Source organism: Vibrio sp. STUT-A16, assembly GCF_026000495.1.
Lineage (GTDB): Bacteria > Pseudomonadota > Gammaproteobacteria > Enterobacterales > Vibrionaceae > Vibrio > Vibrio diabolicus.
On record NZ_AP026765.1, the window covers coordinates 184561 to 206097 of the forward strand.

The 21537-nt window shown below is 48.2% G+C and carries 7 protein-coding genes, 4 tRNA genes and 6 rRNA genes; 15 read left to right on the forward strand and 2 right to left on the reverse strand.

Annotation, left to right across the window (positions count from 1 at the left end):
- Nucleotides 1–25: 25 nt before the first annotated feature.
- Together purD and purH are read right to left on the reverse strand one after the other, a co-directional pair.
- Nucleotides 26–1315 (reverse strand): phosphoribosylamine--glycine ligase, encoded by a 1290-nt coding sequence (gene purD / locus OO778_RS00885; RefSeq protein WP_046874616.1) that lies wholly within the window; start codon nucleotides 1313–1315, stop codon nucleotides 26–28.
- Nucleotides 1316–1469: 154 nt separating this feature from the next.
- Complete coding sequence (gene purH, locus OO778_RS00890) at nucleotides 1470–3062, reverse strand: bifunctional phosphoribosylaminoimidazolecarboxamide formyltransferase/IMP cyclohydrolase (RefSeq protein ID WP_264910527.1); 1593 nt, start codon at nucleotides 3060–3062, stop codon at nucleotides 1470–1472.
- Between the two features lie 265 nt (nucleotides 3063–3327).
- Here purH and zntR point away from each other — a divergent pair, with 265 nt between their 5' ends.
- From zntR to OO778_RS00965, 15 genes are all read left to right on the forward strand, one after another.
- Nucleotides 3328–3726 (forward strand): Zn(2+)-responsive transcriptional regulator, encoded by a 399-nt coding sequence (gene zntR / locus OO778_RS00895; protein ID WP_005397290.1) that lies wholly within the window; start codon nucleotides 3328–3330, stop codon nucleotides 3724–3726.
- Nucleotides 3727–3889: 163 nt separating this feature from the next.
- Nucleotides 3890–5458, forward strand: a complete 1569-nt coding sequence (gene cadC / locus OO778_RS00900; protein WP_104971041.1) for a lysine decarboxylation/transport transcriptional activator CadC — start codon at nucleotides 3890–3892, stop codon at nucleotides 5456–5458.
- A 97-nt stretch (nucleotides 5459–5555) separates the two neighbouring features.
- Nucleotides 5556–5750 (forward strand): hypothetical protein, encoded by a 195-nt coding sequence (locus OO778_RS00905; RefSeq protein WP_264910529.1) that lies wholly within the window; start codon nucleotides 5556–5558, stop codon nucleotides 5748–5750.
- Between the two features lie 404 nt (nucleotides 5751–6154).
- Nucleotides 6155–7498 carry a cadaverine/lysine antiporter gene (gene cadB, locus OO778_RS00910; RefSeq protein ID WP_203346840.1) on the forward strand — a complete coding sequence of 448 codons (1344 nt, stop codon included), beginning with the start codon at nucleotides 6155–6157 and terminating at the stop codon, nucleotides 7496–7498.
- A 115-nt stretch (nucleotides 7499–7613) separates the two neighbouring features.
- On the forward strand, nucleotides 7614–9749 hold the full coding sequence (locus OO778_RS00915; RefSeq protein ID WP_005481757.1) for a lysine decarboxylase CadA: 2136 nt from the start codon (nucleotides 7614–7616) through the stop codon (nucleotides 9747–9749).
- A gap of 818 nt (nucleotides 9750–10567) precedes the next feature.
- Nucleotides 10568–12120: ribosomal RNA gene (locus OO778_RS00920) — 16S ribosomal RNA — on the forward strand.
- A 90-nt stretch (nucleotides 12121–12210) separates the two neighbouring features.
- Nucleotides 12211–12286 (forward strand) — tRNA-Glu (locus tag OO778_RS00925).
- 301 nt (nucleotides 12287–12587) lie between these two features.
- Nucleotides 12588–15477, forward strand: a 23S ribosomal RNA gene (locus tag OO778_RS00930).
- 106 nt (nucleotides 15478–15583) lie between these two features.
- Nucleotides 15584–15700: ribosomal RNA gene (gene rrf / locus OO778_RS00935) — 5S ribosomal RNA — on the forward strand.
- Between the two features lie 315 nt (nucleotides 15701–16015).
- Nucleotides 16016–17568: ribosomal RNA gene (locus OO778_RS00940) — 16S ribosomal RNA — on the forward strand.
- A gap of 66 nt (nucleotides 17569–17634) precedes the next feature.
- Nucleotides 17635–17711: transfer RNA gene (locus OO778_RS00945), tRNA-Ile, on the forward strand.
- Between the two features lie 45 nt (nucleotides 17712–17756).
- Nucleotides 17757–17832, forward strand: a tRNA-Ala gene (locus OO778_RS00950).
- A 263-nt stretch (nucleotides 17833–18095) separates the two neighbouring features.
- A 23S ribosomal RNA gene (locus OO778_RS00955) occupies nucleotides 18096–20985 on the forward strand.
- Nucleotides 20986–21078: 93 nt separating this feature from the next.
- Nucleotides 21079–21195: ribosomal RNA gene (gene rrf / locus OO778_RS00960) — 5S ribosomal RNA — on the forward strand.
- Together the 16S, 23S and 5S rRNA genes with 4 tRNA genes alongside form the textbook arrangement of a ribosomal RNA operon.
- 46 nt (nucleotides 21196–21241) lie before the next feature.
- Nucleotides 21242–21318, forward strand: a tRNA-Asp gene (locus OO778_RS00965).
- The last annotated feature ends 219 nt before the right edge of the window (nucleotides 21319–21537 follow it).

The window sequence follows — 21537 nt, forward strand, 5'->3', positions numbered from 1 at the left end:
TTTTTTTAGCCAACTTAAGTTGTTTTTATTTTTCTTGCTCACGTGCAATCGCACGGTAGCCGATGTCACTGCGATGGAACATGCCGTCCCAACTGATCTGTTTTGCAAGCTCGTAAGCGCGTTGCTGCGCTTCTGATACGCTATTGCCAAGTGCGGTTGCACAAAGAACACGACCGCCGTTTGTTACGATGTTGCCATCTTTATTGTCTGTACCCGCGTGGAAGACTTTCTCGCCTTCAATTTCAACTTGTGGCAGACCAGAGATCACATCGCCTTTGTTGTACGCTGCTGGGTAACCACCGGCTGCGAGTACGATACCAATCGACGCACGTGGATCCCATTTTGATTCAACTTGATCCAGTTTTTGGTCAATCGCAGCCAAGCAAAGATCAACCAGATCCGATTCCATACGCATCATGATTGGTTGTGTCTCTGGATCACCGAAGCGGCAGTTGTACTCGATCACTTTAGGCGTACCATCTTTGTCGATCATCAGACCCGCGTATAGGAAACCTGTGTATGGGTTACCTTCAGACGCCATGCCACGTACCGTTGGGTAAATGACTTCTTCCATGATGCGGTTGTGAATTTCTGGTGTTACCACAGGAGCTGGCGAGTACGCGCCCATGCCACCAGTGTTAGGACCTGTATCTTTGTCACCTACGCGTTTGTGATCTTGGCTGGTGGCCATTGGCAGAACGTTCTCACCATCCACCATCACGATGAAGCTTGCTTCTTCGCCATCTAGGAACTCTTCGATAACCACGCGGCTGCCTGCGTCACCAAATGCGTTGCCTGCTAGCATGTCTTTGATTGCGTCTTCGGCTTCTTCTAGCGTCATTGCCACAATCACGCCTTTACCAGCCGCAAGGCCGTCGGCTTTCACCACAATCGGCGCACCTTGCTCACGCACGTAAGCAAGCGCAGGTTCAATTTCTGTGAAGTTTGCGTATGCACCGGTTGGGATTTGGTGACGAGCAAGGAAGTCTTTAGTAAACGCTTTGGAGCCTTCAAGCTGCGCTGCGGCTTGGGTAGGGCCAAAGATTGGTAAGCCCGCTTCGCGGAACGCATCAACCACACCAATAACCAATGGTGCTTCTGGGCCAACGATAGTCAGTTCAATCGCCTTTTCTTTGGCGAAAGCAACAAGGCCAGCGATGTCTTCTACATCGATGTTTACGTTCTCTAGTTTTGGCTCTAGTGCCGTACCTGCGTTGCCTGGAGCAATGAAAATAGTCTCAACATTTGGGTTTTGCGCTGCTTTCCAGCCTAGCGCATGTTCACGACCGCCTGAACCAATGATTAAAACTCGCATATGAAAATCCTTAATCTTATAAATACTGTTTACTCAAAGTATTTGATGATGTGGCTAGGCTACAATTGAGCCCATCCCGGAAACATAGCCAGCTACGTAACTGGGGTGGGCGAAAGCAGTTAACAACGCCACAGTGCCAAATACGATGAGGAAATTAGTGGCGGAAGTGACGCATACCCGTGAAGATCATCGCCATGCCGTGCTCATCTGCTGCTGCGATAACTTCGTCGTCACGCATAGAGCCACCTGGCTGAATTACGCACTTAATGCCGGCTTCTGCTGCGGCATCGATACCGTCGCGGAATGGGAAGAAAGCGTCAGATGCCATTACGCTACCGGCAACTTCTAAGCCTTCATCTGCGGCTTTGATGCCGGCAATTTTCGCTGAGTAAACGCGGCTCATTTGGCCTGCGCCTACACCGATAGTCATGTCGCCTTTCGCGTAAACGATCGCGTTAGATTTCACGTATTTCGCTACTTTCCAGCAGAATAGGGCGTCTTTTAGCTCTTCTTCTGTCGGTTGACGTTTAGACACGACTTTAAGATCGTCTAGGCTTACCATGCCTTGGTCGCGGTCTTGAACCAGTAGACCACCGTTGACGCGTTTTACGTCAAAGCCCGTTGTCTTCGTTGACCACTCGCCACACTCTAGTAGACGTACGTTCTTCTTCGCTGCAACGATTTCAATCGCTTCAGCAGAAACAGAAGGTGCAATGATCACTTCAACGAATTGACGTTCAACGATAGCGCTAGCCGTTTTTGCATCTAGCTCTTGGTTGAATGCAATGATGCCGCCGAACGCTGACGTTGGGTCAGTTTGGTAAGCGCGGTTGTACGCTTCGAGGATGTCTTTACCTAGCGCAACGCCACATGGGTTGGCGTGTTTTACGATTACACATGCAGGCTCGTTGAACTCTTTCACACACTCAAGTGCTGCATCAGTGTCTGCAATGTTGTTGTAAGAGAGGGCTTTACCTTGGATTTGACGAGCAGTAGAAACAGATGCTTCTTGTGGGTTTGCTTCAACGTAGAATGCGGCTGCTTGGTGGCTGTTCTCACCGTAGCGCATGTCTTGTTTTTTCTCGAATTGCTGGTTGAAAGTACGTGGGAATTTAGACTCTTCATCACCTTCTTTGTTCTCACCGTAAGATGGAACCATAGTGCCGAAGTAGTTTGCGATCATGCCATCGTAAGCAGCAGTGTGCTCGAATGCTGCGATAGCTAGGTCGAAGCGAGTTTCTAGTGTTAGAGATTTCTCGTTCGCGTCCATTTCAGCGATAACGCGATCGTAATCATGAGCGTTCACAACGATAGTCACGTCTTTGTGATTTTTCGCTGCAGAGCGAACCATAGTTGGGCCGCCGATATCGATGTTTTCAACCGCGTCAGCTAGTGTACAGCCTTCTTTGGCAACGGTTTCTGCGAATGGGTATAGGTTTGCGACAACCATATCGATAGGGTTGATGCCATGTTTTGCCATCACGTCGTCATCTTGACCACGACGACCAAGCACACCACCGTGAACTTTCGGGTGAAGCGTTTTAACGCGGCCGTCCATCATTTCTGGGAAACCTGTGTAGTCAGAGACTTCTGTTACTGCGATGCCTTGTTCGGCAAGTAGGCGTGCTGTACCACCAGTAGATAGGATATCGACACCGCGCTCAGCAAGAGCTTGTGCAAACTCAACAATACCTGTTTTGTCTGATACGCTGATAAGCGCACGGCGAATAGGACGAGCGTTATTCATGCTTCCATTTTCCTCAAATTCACGGAGTTAAAGATGTTTGCCAAAAATGAACTTGTTTTTACCTCTTGGGGTAAAATATTGGCCAGTTTTGGTAAAGACCTTTGCCGGATGTTTTCTGGTTAGAAAACAGTCTCCACATTTGATGGCGCGTATTCTAACCAATTTATTACAAAAAAGCTCGCGCAATCGTTTGGCATCTCAAAAATAATTGTGAAAAAGAGGTTCTTTAACTTTAAAAGTAACGAGATAGTTAATAGGGAAAGTTATGTTTCAGATAGGTGAACTGGCAAAACGTTGTGGTGTGACGGCAGATACGCTGCGTTTTTATGAGAAAAACGCGCTGATAAAGCCCGCAGGTCGAAGTGAATCAGGTTATCGTCTCTATAATGAAGAGAATCAAAAGCAGGTACACTTCATCCTTAAAGGTAAAGAGCTGGGCCTGAGCCTGGATGAGATTAAAGAGCTACTAGAAATCAAACTAGAAGCAACAGAACACAGCTGTGCAGAGGTTAAAGCTATTACTTCTGCTAAGTTAGAGCTGATTGATGGAAAAATTAACGAGCTAACGAAAATTCGTCGAGCTTTGAAGAAGATCAATGATGCTTGCTGCGGTCATACGGACGATGATGCTACTCATTGTTCTATCCTTGCAGCACTTGAGTAGTCTCATTTCTGCATCACTTAACTTAAGTTTGCATTTTTGGCGGCTTGCTTTTCTAGGTGCACGCCGTTTTCCCACCTATAATCTCGCCTTTAGTTACCAGTAGGAATTGACCATTGTTTGATTCCTGCCGTAGCGCTGTCTGTAGATACGAGAGTTTTCATACATGGTTGGAGTCTATTTTCAAATCAATGACTGGGTTTTAAGCGTTGATGAAAATAAGCTGTATCGACAAGATAGGGAAGTTACTGTTGAGCCACGCTTAATTAATCTTCTGCATTTCCTAGCGGAGCATGCGAATGAGGTGTTCAATCGTGAGGAATTGATCCAATACGTTTGGGCTGGGGCGATTGTGACCGATCAAGTGGTGACTCAGTCCATTTTTGAGTTGCGTAAATTACTGCGGGACGGTCGGGAAGAAAATACCAGCTACGTCATTACAGTGCCGAAACGTGGTTACAAGCTGGTGGCGAATGTGACCCCAATGACACTCGAGGAATTCCTCGCAAGTCGTCATTGTGATTCAGAAACTCTTCCTCCTATTGTTGAAGAATCAGAAGAAGATACTCTACCTATCGCACCTGCCGTCACCTTTCCTGCTGGCCCTCTGACTCGCGCGGTCTGTGAGATGTCTAAAGAGAAAAAGGCCCCTCAGAAAAAAAATAAAATCAGTCCGTGGCGACTGGGGATCATGAACTTCATTTGGATCAGTGTTTTGGTCGTGGTGATGGGCGTGTTTACCTACAAGCAATCGGAAGTGCGTATTACCCAAGCCATCGATACTCACCTTATCGAATTCAAGTTTCAAGATAACTTCACGAGCGAAGGGTTAAGCTACGACTTGGCAGACGGGTTTGCCCAAAAGTTGATGTCTGACATTGCTCAAGTGAGCGATTACCGAGTCATGCTAAAGAAGGCGTCGTTTACCTCGGGTATTGTGCCGGGCAAATCGGTTGTGGTGCGGGTTCGTGAAAATGAGGGTGGCAGCTTTTTAGAGGTGGAATATCGCAATAACTCATCTGAAAAGGTGTTGTTTAGTCGTCAATACGCGTTAACCAGCAGCCATTTAAAGACTGTGCTTCAACAAGCGTCGTTAGACTTGATGCAAGTCCTGAAAGTACCGGATGCCAAGCTGAAATCCACGATGCTGGTGGCGGGAATGCCGATAAACCCGGATGCTTTGGAGCTGTTTGTTCAAGCTAACCATTATCTCAATGTCTCGGATGCCAAGCAATTTCGCCAAGGCGTCAACTTGATGGAAAACATTTTAGAAATTGAGCCAGATAATGCTTACGTTCAGGCAGAGTTATTGATTGCTTACCACGTGCAGAAGGTGCTCGACTTTTCACAGGAGTTGAAGAAAGGGCGAGTGCAGCAGTTGAGTGACGCACTAGAAACTAACGTAAAAATGATGGTTGGGCCAATTCAACCGCGAATTTATGAAGCTTTAGCCTTGCACGAAACCATTATTGGTGACATGGCTTCAGCCAAGCAGCATCTTGGGCAGGCTTTGAGGTTACGTGATTCGGTGCTTTCTTATGTGATTCGTGGTAAGCACGCTGAATTGGATGGTGATCTGGATTTGGCCAGTGAGTCTTACAGCGAAGCTTTCTATATTGATACGTCGGTTGAGACGTACCTGCTGTGCGAAAACTTGGTCTTCCCAAGTAACATGAAGGCGATTGATTACGCCATGTATCGCGCTGTTCACCCTTCTGTCGTTCGAATGCTTTAATTCTCTCGCACTCTACGTCAGTTTAATACTAGCTCCTCATTTCGGTGAGGGGCTTTTTTGTAGCTGTCGAAAAGTGAAAAGGGTGGCCGGTGGGGTAATGACTTACGAAGGAGCCAGTAACGCAAGCTTGCAACGGGAAGACATATCCGGTTTTCTCTCTATCTCTATCTCTATCTCTATCTCTATCTCTATCTCTATCTCTATCTCTATCTCTATCTCTATTGATTGTATGGAGTGTCTGGCTGAGTTATTTGGCGAGAATGATTCTGATGCTTTCTTGGAGGCGAGATGAATATTGATGTGGGTCAAAAAGCGCGATCAGGGAGAGATTTATGGAATCAACAGTTCAGGGAATCAACCCTTCGGGACGGGGAAGTTGATAGAGGTTGATAACTTTTGCCGCGATTACCAACGAGTTGATGAGAGTTTATCTATCGGTAGAAGGCTTGATGTTTTTCTTATAACCGCATGAATAATATAGTTTTATGTTTTTGTGTTTATCATGTTTATCTCAACTTGATGTTGATTAACTAATCATTTTATTGATAACGCCAAGTTTATTTTTTTCCCGATTTTTGGGCGTAGTCTTCACTTCGAAATTTAGCGAGGTCGAGCAGGTATCTACTTCATAGCATCTCGCTAATAACCGTTCAGTTTGAGTCACGTTGACTTGAGTAGAATAGATTTGGAGATGTTATGTCATCGAATACGAAAAAAATCGGCCTAATTGCCTGTACGGGTGTAGTAGCCGGTAACATGATGGGTAGTGGTATTGCACTGTTACCTTCTAGCCTAGCTTCAGTAGGCTCTGTTTCAATTTTCAGTTGGCTGATCTGTTTGATCGGTGCACTGAGCCTTGCGTTTGTTTACGCTCGTCTGGCAACCAAAAACCCTCAAGAAGGTGGTCCTATCGCTTACGCTGGCGAAGTTTCACCTGTCTTTGGTTTCCAAACGGGCGTGCTTTATTACCACGCGAACTGGATTGGTAACCTAGCTATTGCTATTACAGGTGTTTCTTACCTTTCAGTATTCTTCCCTGTGCTTAATGACCCAATCCCAGCAGGTATTGCGACGATTGCATCGGTATGGATCTTCACTTTCGTTAACCTACTTGGTGGTAGCTGGGTAAGCCGTCTATGTACGCTTGGTCTTGTTCTAATCCTCATTCCAGTTGTTGGTACAGCGGCGTTTGGTTGGACGCACTTCGACACTGCGCTATACAGCCAAAACTGGAACGTATCTGCGGGTACGGATAGCCATGCGATTGTGACAGCGGTTCTTATCTGTCTATGGTCATTCGTTGGTGTGGAATCAGCCGCAGTATCAACAGGCATGGTAGAAAATCCTAAACGTACTGTACCGCTAGCAACCATGCTGGGTACTGGTATCGCAGGTGTGATTTATATCCTATCAACTCAAATGATCAGCGGCATGTTCCCTGCTTCTGAAGTTGCGGCATCAGGTGCGCCATTTGCATTGGCAACCACTGAGCTATTCGGTAGCTGGACAGCACCATTCGTATCAGCATTCACAGCACTAGCATGTTTCACTTCGCTAGGTTCTTGGATGATGCTGGTGGGCGAGGCTGGTAAACGTGCAGCAAGCGATGGCAACTTCCCTAAAATCTACGGCGAAACTGACAAAAACGGTGTGCCTAAGAAAGGTCTAATCCTTGCGTCAATCAAGATGACAGCATTAATGGTTGTACTGATGTTCTTCAGCTCTAAAACAGCACACGCATCAGACCTGTTCAACCAGCTAACGACTGATGCAGTTCTACTAACTATGCTGCCTTACTTCTACTCAAGCATTAACTTGATTCGCTTCGAAGGTATGACAACACGCAACGGCTTCGTAATGCTGTTCTCTGGTGTGGCTTGTCTGTTCTGCTTCATCGCACTAGCGGGTGCAGAAGGCGGTACGCTCACAGCAACCTTCATCGTGTCTCTCGTTATCTTGATGTTCTACAGCAAAAAAGCAGGTCTTGCTCAGTACGTGAAGCTACACGCTGACGACATGCCTGCTCAAGCAAGCAACTAATCCCCAAATGCTGGCACTTCGGTGCCGCCAATAAAAAACAAATTCACTCGGCGCTCACCTTACTCACTGCCTGTAAATGGCAGAGAGCGCCTTCATTCGCCTTGGAGATGTCCAAATGAATATTTTCGCTATCTTGAACCACATGGGTGTGTTCTTTAAAGAAGAGCCAGTTCGTCAACTTCACGCTGCTCTTGAGAAAGCGGGCTACGAAGTGGTTTACCCAGTAGATGATAAAGACTTGATCAAAATGATTGAGATGAACCCACGCATTTGCGGTGTGCTGTTCGACTGGGATAAATACTCACTAGAGCTATGTGAACGTATCAGCCAAATCAACGAAAAACTGCCTGTTCACGCATTTGCTAACGAACAGTCTACTCTAGATATTTCACTAACAGACCTACGTCTAAACGTGAGTTTCTTCGAGTACGCTTTAGGTATGGCTGATGACATCGCCATCAAAATCAACCAAGCGACTGAGGCATACAAAGATGCCATCATGCCTCCATTCACTAAAGCGCTATTCAAATACGTAGAAGAAGGTAAATACACCTTCTGTACTCCAGGTCACATGGGCGGTACTGCATTCCAGAAAAGCCCTGCTGGTAGCATCTTCTACGATTTTTACGGTCCAAACACATTTAAAGCGGACGTATCAATCTCAATGCCTGAGCTAGGTTCTCTACTAGACCACTCAGGTCCACATAAAGATGCAGAAGAATACATCGCACGCACATTCAATGCAGACAGCTCTTACATCGTAACTAACGGTACGTCTACATCGAATAAAATCGTTGGTATGTACTCAGCGCCTGCGGGCAGCACAGTACTGATTGACCGTAACTGTCACAAATCTCTGACTCACCTAATGATGATGAGCGACGTGACACCAATCTACTTCCGTCCAACTCGTAACGCATACGGCATCCTTGGTGGTATTCCACAAAGCGAATTCAGCCGCGATGTAATCGCAGAGAAAGTTGCGAAAACACCAGGTGCAACAGCGCCAAGTTACGCAGTAGTGACTAACTCAACTTACGATGGTCTGTTGTACAACACACAATTCATCAAAGAGTCGCTAGACTGTAAACACATCCACTTCGACAGTGCTTGGGTGCCTTACACTAACTTCAACCCAATTTACGAAGGTAAATGTGGTATGAGTGGTGAAGCGATGCCAGGCAAAGTGTTCTACGAGACACAATCAACACACAAACTGTTGGCAGCGTTCTCACAAGCTTCAATGATTCACGTGAAAGGCGACTTTGATAAAGAATCTTTCAACGAAGCATTTATGATGCACACTTCAACTTCACCTCAGTACGGCATTGTTGCTTCTACTGAAACTGCAGCGGCAATGATGCGCGGCAACACTGGTAAGAAGTTGATGCAAGACTCTATCGATCGCGCAATCCGCTTCCGTAAAGAGATCAAACGTCTAGAAGCAGAAAGCGACAGCTGGTTCTTCGATGTATGGCAACCAGAAAACATCGATACCACAGAATGTTGGAAACTAGACCCTAGCGACACATGGCACGGCTTCAAGAACATGGATGACAACCACATGTATCTTGACCCAATCAAAGTAACGCTACTGACTCCAGGGATGAATAAAGAAGGCGAACTAGAAGAATCAGGTATTCCTGCTTCGCTGGTGGCTAAATTCCTAGACGAGCGCGGTATCGTGGTAGAGAAAACAGGTCCATACAACTTGTTGTTCCTATTCTCAATCGGTATCGACAAATCAAAAGCAATGCAATTGCTACGCGGTCTGACTGAATTTAAACGTGGGTACGACTTGAACCTAACCATCAAGAGCTTCCTACCTTCGCTATATAATGAAGACCCAAGCTTCTATGAAGGCATGCGCGTTCAAGAATTAGCACAAGCAATTCACGACCTAACTAAGAAATACAATCTACCAGAGCTAATGTACAAAGCGTTCGATGTTCTTCCAGAAATGAAAGTAACACCACACGCAGCATGGCAAGAAGAGCTTCGCGGTAACGTAGAAGAAATCAAACTGGAAGAAATGGTTGGTCGCGTAAGTGCGAACATGATCCTTCCTTACCCTCCAGGCGTGCCACTAGTACTTCCTGGTGAAATGGTGACTCAAGAGTCTCGCCCTGTGCTGGACTTCCTCGAGATGCTTTGTGAGATCGGTGCGCATTACCCTGGTTTCGAAACCGACATCCACGGTCTGTACCAACAAAAAGATGGTAGCTACACCGTAAAAGTATTGAAGAACTAAGTTCCTCTCGAAGATGACGCCATTGGGAATGCAAGCATGCTCCACTCTTACGAGCTCAATGTGTCATCGAACAACCACGACATTTAGATATACCCCTAGCTAATCTGTCGTAAAAGAGAAGGGCAAGGATGCTCTGATCTTTTCTTCTATATAGAAGAAGCAATTTCCAAGACTTCACCTGAAGTACCCCAAGTGAAAAGCAAAGACCAAAGAGCAGTTCGTTATCGTTCTGCTCTTTTTTTATCTTTTATACAGCAGGCAGAAAAGAAAAAGCACGTTGAGCGAATATCATTTGCTTCAATTACATCAAATTTGAAGATCGTAATTCAGGTAGAAACGCCCTTTTTCTTGAGGAAAGATCCTTTTAAATGAGAGAAAATAGCCAAGATCGCTTGGTATATACACAAAGTGATTGCTATTTGTTCGGTTGAAAGTTTTTTTTGCAAAAAACGCTTGTACTAATTTCTCAACTCCCTATACTGCGCATCCACCGACACGGAGTGAGACGAAAGTCACACAGCGAGTCGGAAGTGAGAGAAAAAGAAATTTGAAAAAATGCTTGACTCTCTCACGGTGCGGAGTAAGATACGCACCCCTAACGACGAGCAACTAAGTTGCTGGATAAGTTAGAAAAGCTCTTTAAAAATATAAACCTATCAATCTGTGTGGGCACTCGTTGATGATAATCCAATTAGAAACTTCGGTTTCAAATTAGGTTTCAATGAAACGAAGTGACCATTGAATCTTCGGATTCAGCACAGTCAATTCAAACATTACATTATGTAATGTTCAGTATTCATTGAGCCGAACAAAACCTTAAATTGAAGAGTTTGATCATGGCTCAGATTGAACGCTGGCGGCAGGCCTAACACATGCAAGTCGAGCGGAAACGAGTTATCTGAACCTTCGGGGAACGATAACGGCGTCGAGCGGCGGACGGGTGAGTAATGCCTAGGAAATTGCCCTGATGTGGGGGATAACCATTGGAAACGATGGCTAATACCGCATGATGCCTACGGGCCAAAGAGGGGGACCTTCGGGCCTCTCGCGTCAGGATATGCCTAGGTGGGATTAGCTAGTTGGTGAGGTAAGGGCTCACCAAGGCGACGATCCCTAGCTGGTCTGAGAGGATGATCAGCCACACTGGAACTGAGACACGGTCCAGACTCCTACGGGAGGCAGCAGTGGGGAATATTGCACAATGGGCGCAAGCCTGATGCAGCCATGCCGCGTGTATGAAGAAGGCCTTCGGGTTGTAAAGTACTTTCAGTCGTGAGGAAGGCGGCGTCGTTAATAGCGGCGTTGTTTGACGTTAGCGACAGAAGAAGCACCGGCTAACTCCGTGCCAGCAGCCGCGGTAATACGGAGGGTGCGAGCGTTAATCGGAATTACTGGGCGTAAAGCGCATGCAGGTGGTTTGTTAAGTCAGATGTGAAAGCCCGGGGCTCAACCTCGGAATAGCATTTGAAACTGGCAGACTAGAGTACTGTAGAGGGGGGTAGAATTTCAGGTGTAGCGGTGAAATGCGTAGAGATCTGAAGGAATACCGGTGGCGAAGGCGGCCCCCTGGACAGATACTGACACTCAGATGCGAAAGCGTGGGGAGCAAACAGGATTAGATACCCTGGTAGTCCACGCCGTAAACGATGTCTACTTGGAGGTTGTGGCCTTGAGCCGTGGCTTTCGGAGCTAACGCGTTAAGTAGACCGCCTGGGGAGTACGGTCGCAAGATTAAAACTCAAATGAATTGACGGGGGCCCGCACAAGCGGTGGAGCATGTGGTTTAATTCGATGCAACGCGAAGAACCTTACCTACTCTTGACATCCAGAGAACTTTCCAGAGATGGATTGGTGCCTTCGGGAACTCTGAGACAGGTGCTGCATGGCTGTCGTCAGCTCGTGTTGTGAAATGTTGGGTTAAGTCCCGCAACGAGCGCAACCCTTATCCTTGTTTGCCAGCGAGTAATGTCGGGAACTCCAGGGAGACTGCCGGTGATAAACCGGAGGAAGGTGGGGACGACGTCAAGTCATCATGGCCCTTACGAGTAGGGCTACACACGTGCTACAATGGCGCATACAGAGGGCGGCCAACTTGCGAAAGTGAGCGAATCCCAAAAAGTGCGTCGTAGTCCGGATTGGAGTCTGCAACTCGACTCCATGAAGTCGGAATCGCTAGTAATCGTGGATCAGAATGCCACGGTGAATACGTTCCCGGGCCTTGTACACACCGCCCGTCACACCATGGGAGTGGGCTGCAAAAGAAGTAGGTAGTTTAACCTTCGGGGGGACGCTTACCACTTTGTGGTTCATGACTGGGGTGAAGTCGTAACAAGGTAGCGCTAGGGGAACCTGGCGCTGGATCACCTCCTTAAACGATGATTATTGCGATGAGTGTTCACACAGATTGATATGGTTTATGAAGTTTAAGAGATAGAAGATATCCCAATATCTTCAACTTAGTGTCCCGTTCGTCTAGAGGCCTAGGACACCGCCCTTTCACGGCGGTAACAGGGGTTCGACTCCCCTACGGGATACCATCTTTAAACATTCTCTCTTGAGAGTTTTTAAAAATGGTTACTTCATTAGAAGTGATTAGCTCTTTAACAATTTGGAAAGCTGACAAAACAATCTTTAAGATTGTTTGTAAAGTTCTCAATGTTTATCGAAAGATAAACACCAAAAAACACATTCAAGTGTTCTTGGCTTTTTGTTTTCATTTTTCTAAAAATGAAGGTAAAGAGATGAGTCCGGCAAAATCGAAATGTCTCTCGCTCATTCAAATAATGAGAGACAACTTTGGTGATTTGATTATCAACTCGAAACTCCTTCGGGTTGTATGGTTAAGTGACTAAGCGTACACGGTGGATGCCTTGGCAGTCAGAGGCGATGAAGGACGTATTAACTTGCGATAAGCCCAGATTAGGTAGTAAAAACCACTTGAGTCTGGGATTTCCGAATGGGGAAACCCACTTACATAAGTAAGTATCGTTATGTGAATACATAGCATAACGAGGCGAACCGGGGGAACTGAAACATCTAAGTACCCCGAGGAAAAGAAATCAACCGAGATTCCGAAAGTAGCGGCGAGCGAAATTGGACTAGCCCTTAAGCTTTATAGGCGTTAGGTGAACAAGCTGGAAAGCTTGGCGATACAGGGTGATAGCCCCGTAACTGACGACGCATATTCAGTGAAATCGAGTAGGGCGGGACACGTGATATCCTGTCTGAATATGGGGGGACCATCCTCCAAGGCTAAATACTACTGACTGACCGATAGTGAACCAGTACCGTGAGGGAAAGGCGAAAAGAACCCCTGTGAGGGGAGTGAAATAGAACCTGAAACCGTGTACGTACAAGCAGTAGGAGCAGGCTTTGTCCTGTGACTGCGTACCTTTTGTATAATGGGTCAGCGACTTATATTCAGTGGCAAGGTTAACCATCTAGGGGAGCCGTAGGGAAACCGAGTCTTAACTGGGCGTTCAGTCTCTGGATATAGACCCGAAACCAGGTGATCTAGCCATGGGCAGGTTGAAGGTTGAGTAACATCAACTGGAGGACCGAACCGACTAATGTTGAAAAATTAGCGGATGACTTGTGGCTAGGGGTGAAAGGCCAATCAAACCTGGAGATAGCTGGTTCTCCCCGAAAGCTATTTAGGTAGCGCCTCGGACGAATACTACTGGGGGTAGAGCACTGTTAAGGCTAGGGGGTCATCCCGACTTACCAACCCTTTGCAAACTCCGAATACCAGTAAGTACTATCCGGGAGACACACGGCGGGTGCTAACGTCCGTCGTGGAGAGGGAAACAACCCAGACCGCCAGCTAAGGTCCCAAATTACTACTAAGTGGGAAACGATGTGGGAAGGCTCAGACAGCCAGGATGTTGGCTTAGAAGCAGCCATCATTTAAAGAAAGCGTAATAGCTCACTGGTCGAGTCGGCCTGCGCGGAAGATGTAACGGGGCTAAGTAGTAAACCGAAGCTGCGGCAATACTCTTTGAGTATTGGGTAGGGGAGCGTTCTGTAAGCGGTTGAAGGTGTGTGGTAACGCATGCTGGACGTATCAGAAGTGCGAATGCTGACATGAGTAACGATAAAGGGGGTGAAAAACCTCCTCGCCGGAAGACCAAGGGTTCCTGTCCAACGTTAATCGGGGCAGGGTAAGTCGACCCCTAAGGCGAGGCCGAAAGGCGTAGTCGATGGGAAACGGGTTAATATTCCCGTACTTCTTACAATTGCGATGGGGGGACGGAGAAGGCTAGGTGGGCCTGGCGACGGTTGTCCAGGTTCAAGTGCGTAGGCTGAAGAGTTAGGTAAATCCGGCTCTTCTTAAGGCTGAGACACGACGTCGAGCACCTACGGGTGTGAAGTCATTGATGCCATGCTTCCAGGAAAAGCCTCTAAGCTTCAGATTGTAAGGAATCGTACCCCAAACCGACACAGGTGGTCGGGTAGAGAATACCAAGGCGCTTGAGAGAACTCGGGTGAAGGAACTAGGCAAAATGGTACCGTAACTTCGGGAGAAGGTACGCTCTCGACGGTGAAGTCCCTCGCGGATGGAGCTATTGAGAGTCGCAGATACCAGGTGGCTGCAACTGTTTATTAAAAACACAGCACTGTGCAAAATCGCAAGATGACGTATACGGTGTGACGCCTGCCCGGTGCCGGAAGGTTAATTGATGGGGTTAGACTTCGGTCGAAGCTCTTGATCGAAGCCCCGGTAAACGGCGGCCGTAACTATAACGGTCCTAAGGTAGCGAAATTCCTTGTCGGGTAAGTTCCGACCTGCACGAATGGCGTAATGATGGCCACGCTGTCTCCACCCGAGACTCAGTGAAATTGAAATCGCTGTGAAGATGCAGTGTACCCGCGGCTAGACGGAAAGACCCCGTGAACCTTTACTACAGCTTGGCACTGAACATTGACCCTACATGTGTAGGATAGGTGGGAGGCTTTGAAGCGCAGTCGCTAGATTGCGTGGAGCCGTCCTTGAAATACCACCCTTGTAGTGTTGATGTTCTAACGTCGACCCCTCATCGGGGTTGCGGACAGTGCCTGGTGGGTAGTTTGACTGGGGCGGTCTCCTCCCAAAGCGTAACGGAGGAGCACGAAGGTGGGCTAATCACGGTTGGACATCGTGAGGTTAGTGCAATGGCATAAGCCCGCTTGACTGCGAGAATGACAATTCGAGCAGGTGCGAAAGCAGGTCATAGTGATCCGGTGGTTCTGAATGGAAGGGCCATCGCTCAACGGATAAAAGGTACTCCGGGGATAACAGGCTGATACCGCCCAAGAGTTCATATCGACGGCGGTGTTTGGCACCTCGATGTCGGCTCATCACATCCTGGGGCTGAAGTCGGTCCCAAGGGTATGGCTGTTCGCCATTTAAAGTGGTACGCGAGCTGGGTTTAGAACGTCGTGAGACAGTTCGGTCCCTATCTGCCGTGGGCGTTGGAGAATTGAAAGGGGCTGCTCCTAGTACGAGAGGACCGGAGTGGACGAACCTCTGGTGTTCGGGTTGTGTCGCCAGACGCATTGCCCGGTAGCTAAGTTCGGGATCGATAACCGCTGAAAGCATCTAAGCGGGAAGCGAGCCTTGAGATGAGTTCTCCCTGATACTTTAAGTATCCTAAAGGGTTGTCGTAGACTACGACGTTGATAGGCAGGGTGTGTAAGCGTTGTGAGGCGTTGAGCTAACCTGTACTAATTGCCCGTGAGGCTTAACCATACAACACCCAAGGGGTTTTGATTTTGGGTAACCAGGACTCAATGAAAGAACATTGAATGTGTAAGAACGAGAATTAAAAAAACAGCTTTCCGAATTAAAGAATTTGCTTGGCGACCATAGCGTTTTGGACCCACCTGATTTCCATGCCGAACTCAGAAGTGAAACGAAATAGCGCCGATGGTAGTGTGGGGCTTCCCCATGTGAGAGTAGGACATCGCCAGGCTTTATTTTGCACTTGCTTGAGATTTAAGCAAGTCACCATAAAGTTCTAATCTTTTTAGAGTTTTATGTTGACTTTCAAAGTGGAAAGCGTATTATACGCAACTCGCTTAAGTGCTAAGGCACTGAAAGCCAAGCTCTTTAAAAATATAAACCTATCAATCTGTGTGGGCACTCGTTGATGATAATCCAATTAGAAACTTCGGTTTCAAATTAGGTTTCAATGAAACGAAGTGACCATTGAATCTTCGGATTCAGCACAGTCAATTCAAACATTACTTATGTAATGTTCAGTATTCATTGAGCCGAACAAAATCTTAAATTGAAGAGTTTGATCATGGCTCAGATTGAACGCTGGCGGCAGGCCTAACACATGCAAGTCGAGCGGAAACGAGTTATCTGAACTTTCGGGGAACGATAACGGCGTCGAGCGGCGGACGGGTGAGTAATGCCTAGGAAATTGCCCTGATGTGGGGGATAACCATTGGAAACGATGGCTAATACCGCATGATGCCTACGGGCCAAAGAGGGGGACCTTCGGGCCTCTCGCGTCAGGATATGCCTAGGTGGGATTAGCTAGTTGGTGAGGTAAGGGCTCACCAAGGCGACGATCCCTAGCTGGTCTGAGAGGATGATCAGCCACACTGGAACTGAGACACGGTCCAGACTCCTACGGGAGGCAGCAGTGGGGAATATTGCACAATGGGCGCAAGCCTGATGCAGCCATGCCGCGTGTATGAAGAAGGCCTTCGGGTTGTAAAGTACTTTCAGTCGTGAGGAAGGCGGCGTCGTTAATAGCGGCGTTGTTTGACGTTAGCGACAGAAGAAGCACCGGCTAACTCCGTGCCAGCAGCCGCGGTAATACGGAGGGTGCGAGCGTTAATCGGAATTACTGGGCGTAAAGCGCATGCAGGTGGTTTGTTAAGTCAGATGTGAAAGCCCGGGGCTCAACCTCGGAATAGCATTTGAAACTGGCAGACTAGAGTACTGTAGAGGGGGGTAGAATTTCAGGTGTAGCGGTGAAATGCGTAGAGATCTGAAGGAATACCGGTGGCGAAGGCGGCCCCCTGGACAGATACTGACACTCAGATGCGAAAGCGTGGGGAGCAAACAGGATTAGATACCCTGGTAGTCCACGCCGTAAACGATGTCTACTTGGAGGTTGTGGCCTTGAGCCGTGGCTTTCGGAGCTAACGCGTTAAGTAGACCGCCTGGGGAGTACGGTCGCAAGATTAAAACTCAAATGAATTGACGGGGGCCCGCACAAGCGGTGGAGCATGTGGTTTAATTCGATGCAACGCGAAGAACCTTACCTACTCTTGACATCCAGAGAACTTTCCAGAGATGGATTGGTGCCTTCGGGAACTCTGAGACAGGTGCTGCATGGCTGTCGTCAGCTCGTGTTGTGAAATGTTGGGTTAAGTCCCGCAACGAGCGCAACCCTTATCCTTGTTTGCCAGCGAGTAATGTCGGGAACTCCAGGGAGACTGCCGGTGATAAACCGGAGGAAGGTGGGGACGACGTCAAGTCATCATGGCCCTTACGAGTAGGGCTACACACGTGCTACAATGGCGCATACAGAGGGCGGCCAACTTGCGAAAGTGAGCGAATCCCAAAAAGTGCGTCGTAGTCCGGATTGGAGTCTGCAACTCGACTCCATGAAGTCGGAATCGCTAGTAATCGTGGATCAGAATGCCACGGTGAATACGTTCCCGGGCCTTGTACACACCGCCCGTCACACCATGGGAGTGGGCTGCAAAAGAAGTAGGTAGTTTAACCTTCGGGGGGACGCTTACCACTTTGTGGTTCATGACTGGGGTGAAGTCGTAACAAGGTAGCGCTAGGGGAACCTGGCGCTGGATCACCTCCTTAAACGATGATTATTGCGATGAGTGTTCACACAGATTGATACGGTTTATAAAGTAAAGAGACGATACTGGGTCTGTAGCTCAGGTGGTTAGAGCGTTCGCCTGATAAGCGAGAGGTCGGTGGTTCGAGTCCACTCAGACCCACCAATTTCCTTCCCAAGGAATTGGCATACAGTATCGACACACCTTGATGGGGCTATAGCTCAGCTGGGAGAGCGCCTGCCTTGCACGCAGGAGGTCTGCGGTTCGATCCCGCATAGCTCCACCATCTTTAAGTGTTCTTGAAAAAGAATCTTTAAAAATGGTTTTCATCAGAAAATCTAGCTCTTTAACAATTTGGAAAGCTGACAAAACAACAATTTATTGTTGTTTGTAAAGTTCTCAAAGTATTCCATTAGGAATACAACTAAAAACACATTCAAGTGTTCTTGGAATTTGAGTCCGGCAAAATCGAATGTCTCTCGCTCATTCAAATAATGAGAGACAACTTTGGTGATTTGATTATCAACTCGAAACTCCTTCGGGTTGTATGGTTAAGTGACTAAGCGTACACGGTGGATGCCTTGGCAGTCAGAGGCGATGAAGGACGTATTAACTTGCGATAAGCCCAGATTAGGTAGTAAAAACCACTTGAGTCTGGGATTTCCGAATGGGGAAACCCACTTACATAAGTAAGTATCGTTATGTGAATACATAGCATAACGAGGCGAACCGGGGGAACTGAAACATCTAAGTACCCCGAGGAAAAGAAATCAACCGAGATTCCGAAAGTAGCGGCGAGCGAAATTGGACTAGCCCTTAAGCTTTATAGGCGTTAGGTGAACAAGCTGGAAAGCTTGGCGATACAGGGTGATAGCCCCGTAACTGACGACGCATATTCAGTGAAATCGAGTAGGGCGGGACACGTGATATCCTGTCTGAATATGGGGGGACCATCCTCCAAGGCTAAATACTACTGACTGACCGATAGTGAACCAGTACCGTGAGGGAAAGGCGAAAAGAACCCCTGTGAGGGGAGTGAAATAGAACCTGAAACCGTGTACGTACAAGCAGTAGGAGCAGGCTTTGTCCTGTGACTGCGTACCTTTTGTATAATGGGTCAGCGACTTATATTCAGTGGCAAGGTTAACCATCTAGGGGAGCCGTAGGGAAACCGAGTCTTAACTGGGCGTTCAGTCTCTGGATATAGACCCGAAACCAGGTGATCTAGCCATGGGCAGGTTGAAGGTTGAGTAACATCAACTGGAGGACCGAACCGACTAATGTTGAAAAATTAGCGGATGACTTGTGGCTAGGGGTGAAAGGCCAATCAAACCTGGAGATAGCTGGTTCTCCCCGAAAGCTATTTAGGTAGCGCCTCGGACGAATACTACTGGGGGTAGAGCACTGTTAAGGCTAGGGGGTCATCCCGACTTACCAACCCTTTGCAAACTCCGAATACCAGTAAGTACTATCCGGGAGACACACGGCGGGTGCTAACGTCCGTCGTGGAGAGGGAAACAACCCAGACCGCCAGCTAAGGTCCCAAATTACTACTAAGTGGGAAACGATGTGGGAAGGCTCAGACAGCCAGGATGTTGGCTTAGAAGCAGCCATCATTTAAAGAAAGCGTAATAGCTCACTGGTCGAGTCGGCCTGCGCGGAAGATGTAACGGGGCTAAGTAGTAAACCGAAGCTGCGGCAATACTCTTTGAGTATTGGGTAGGGGAGCGTTCTGTAAGCGGTTGAAGGTGTGTGGTAACGCATGCTGGACGTATCAGAAGTGCGAATGCTGACATGAGTAACGATAAAGGGGGTGAAAAACCTCCTCGCCGGAAGACCAAGGGTTCCTGTCCAACGTTAATCGGGGCAGGGTAAGTCGACCCCTAAGGCGAGGCCGAAAGGCGTAGTCGATGGGAAACGGGTTAATATTCCCGTACTTCTTACAATTGCGATGGGGGGACGGAGAAGGCTAGGTGGGCCTGGCGACGGTTGTCCAGGTTCAAGTGCGTAGGCTTGAGAGTTAGGTAAATCCGGCTCTCTTTAAGGCTGAGACACGACGTCGAGCATCTACGGATGTGAAGTCATTGATGCCATGCTTCCAGGAAAAGCCTCTAAGCTTCAGATTGTAAGGAATCGTACCCCAAACCGACACAGGTGGTCGGGTAGAGAATACCAAGGCGCTTGAGAGAACTCGGGTGAAGGAACTAGGCAAAATGGTACCGTAACTTCGGGAGAAGGTACGCTCTCGACGGTGAAGTCCCTCGCGGATGGAGCTATTGAGAGTCGCAGATACCAGGTGGCTGCAACTGTTTATTAAAAACACAGCACTGTGCAAAATCGCAAGATGACGTATACGGTGTGACGCCTGCCCGGTGCCGGAAGGTTAATTGATGGGGTTAGACTTCGGTCGAAGCTCTTGATCGAAGCCCCGGTAAACGGCGGCCGTAACTATAACGGTCCTAAGGTAGCGAAATTCCTTGTCGGGTAAGTTCCGACCTGCACGAATGGCGTAATGATGGCCACGCTGTCTCCACCCGAGACTCAGTGAAATTGAAATCGCTGTGAAGATGCAGTGTACCCGCGGCTAGACGGAAAGACCCCGTGAACCTTTACTACAGCTTGGCACTGAACATTGACCCTACATGTGTAGGATAGGTGGGAGGCTTTGAAGCGCAGTCGCTAGATTGCGTGGAGCCGTCCTTGAAATACCACCCTTGTAGTGTTGATGTTCTAACGTCGACCCCTCATCGGGGTTGCGGACAGTGCCTGGTGGGTAGTTTGACTGGGGCGGTCTCCTCCCAAAGCGTAACGGAGGAGCACGAAGGTGGGCTAATCACGGTTGGACATCGTGAGGTTAGTGCAATGGCATAAGCCCGCTTGACTGCGAGAATGACAATTCGAGCAGGTGCGAAAGCAGGTCATAGTGATCCGGTGGTTCTGAATGGAAGGGCCATCGCTCAACGGATAAAAGGTACTCCGGGGATAACAGGCTGATACCGCCCAAGAGTTCATATCGACGGCGGTGTTTGGCACCTCGATGTCGGCTCATCACATCCTGGGGCTGAAGTCGGTCCCAAGGGTATGGCTGTTCGCCATTTAAAGTGGTACGCGAGCTGGGTTTAGAACGTCGTGAGACAGTTCGGTCCCTATCTGCCGTGGGCGTTGGAGAATTGAAAGGGGCTGCTCCTAGTACGAGAGGACCGGAGTGGACGAACCTCTGGTGTTCGGGTTGTGTCGCCAGACGCATTGCCCGGTAGCTAAGTTCGGGATCGATAACCGCTGAAAGCATCTAAGCGGGAAGCGAGCCTTGAGATGAGTTCTCCCTGATACTTTAAGTATCCTAAAGGGTTGTCGTAGACTACGACGTTGATAGGCAGGGTGTGTAAGCGTTGTGAGGCGTTGAGCTAACCTGTACTAATTGCCCGTGAGGCTTAACCATACAACACCCAAGGGGTTTTGATGGACTCAATGAAAGAACGTTGAATGTGTAAGAACGAGAATTAAGAAACAGCTTTCCAGATTAAAGAATTTGCTTGGCGACCATAGCGTTTTGGACCCACCTGATTTCCATGCCGAACTCAGAAGTGAAACGAAATAGCGCCGATGGTAGTGTGGGGCTTCCCCATGTGAGAGTAGGACATCGCCAGGCTTTAAATTTTGGACACTTGCTGATTACAAGCGAGTGATACCACTGCGGAGTGGTAGTTCAGTTGGTTAGAATACCGGCCTGTCACGCCGGGGGTCGCGGGTTCGAGTCCCGTCCACTCCGCCACTTATATTAAGCCCCAGTCGAAAGACTGGGGCTTTTTTCGTTTTGGTTACCCGACTTACCTTAACCTCATTTCCATATTGAAACCTTGCATCGAGAGGCAGGCTCTTCTCTCGCTATGCTTTCTAAGCTCTGTCATGAGTGAGGTGTTGCGCAGTTCCTGCGGTTTCTGCTGAGCCGGGTCCCAGTCTCGAGCGCTAGTTTTGAGCCCTTGTGCTTACT